A 964-nucleotide genomic window follows, 5' to 3' on the forward strand; every position below is an offset into this window, starting at 1 on the left:
TCGGCGACGGCGACCGGGTGCGGGTCGCCGTCGCCGAGGAAGCCGGCGCCCGAGACGATGACGCGCGCCCCGGCCTCGACGCCGTCGACGGCGGTCCAGTCGCGGCCCCGCGTCTGGATGACCACTGGCCGGAAGCGGGCGCGGCCCTGGGAGTCGAGAAGGAACACCCCCGGGCGGTTCTCCCGGTACAGCACCGCCGCCGTGGGCACGGTCACGGCGGGATTGGCGCCGACGTCGATGCGCGCGCGGCCGAACATGCCGGGACGGAAGCCGGCTCCCGCCGACAGCGAGATGCGGGCCAGTCCCAGCCGGGTCTCGGGATCGACCTCGGGCGTCACGATGCGGACCGTCCCCGTCGTCTCGCCGACCTGGTCGGACGAGACCACGGCGCTCTGCCCGGAACGGACCAGCGCCAGGTCCGTCTCCGGCACCTGGGCGTCCAGCTCCAGCCGACCGTCGCGGACGATGCGGAACAGCTCGGCGCCGGCCGAGACGATCTGGCCGCGGGTGACGTTGCGGCTGATCACCAGGCCCGAGACCGGCGCGCGGATCGCGGCCTGCGACAGCCGCGTCTGCGTCTCCGTCAGCGAAGCCCTGGCAGACAGAAGATTGGCGTCGGAGGACCGCTTGTTGGCCAGGGCGGTATCCAGCGAAGCCTGGCTCAGGAAGCCGCGTTCCTTCAGCTCCTGGGCGCGGTCCAGCGCCGCCTGGTCGCGATCGGCGTTGGCCTCGGCGGTCTGCACCGCCGCCTGCTGCTGGCGCAGCTGGGCGCGCAGCAGGGCGTCATTGAGCTGGACCAGCGGCTGTCCCTGACGGACGTAGCGGCCTTCGTCGACATAGACGGCGGTGGCGGTCAGTCCGCCGGTCTCGGCGCCGACCGGCACCTCTTCCCAGGCCGAGATGGTCCCGGAGGCGGTGACGGTGCGCGGCAGGTTTCTCAGGGTGGCGGCGGCCACGGTGACGG

The 964-nt window shown here is 73.4% G+C and carries 1 protein-coding gene; it reads right to left on the minus strand.

What is annotated here, in order from left to right:
- On the minus strand, positions 1 to 964 hold a 964-nt coding region (locus RDU12_RS14370), incomplete at both ends, for an efflux RND transporter periplasmic adaptor subunit (protein ID WP_308685313.1).

Source organism: Brevundimonas sp. (assembly GCF_031082345.1).
Lineage (GTDB): Bacteria > Pseudomonadota > Alphaproteobacteria > Caulobacterales > Caulobacteraceae > Brevundimonas.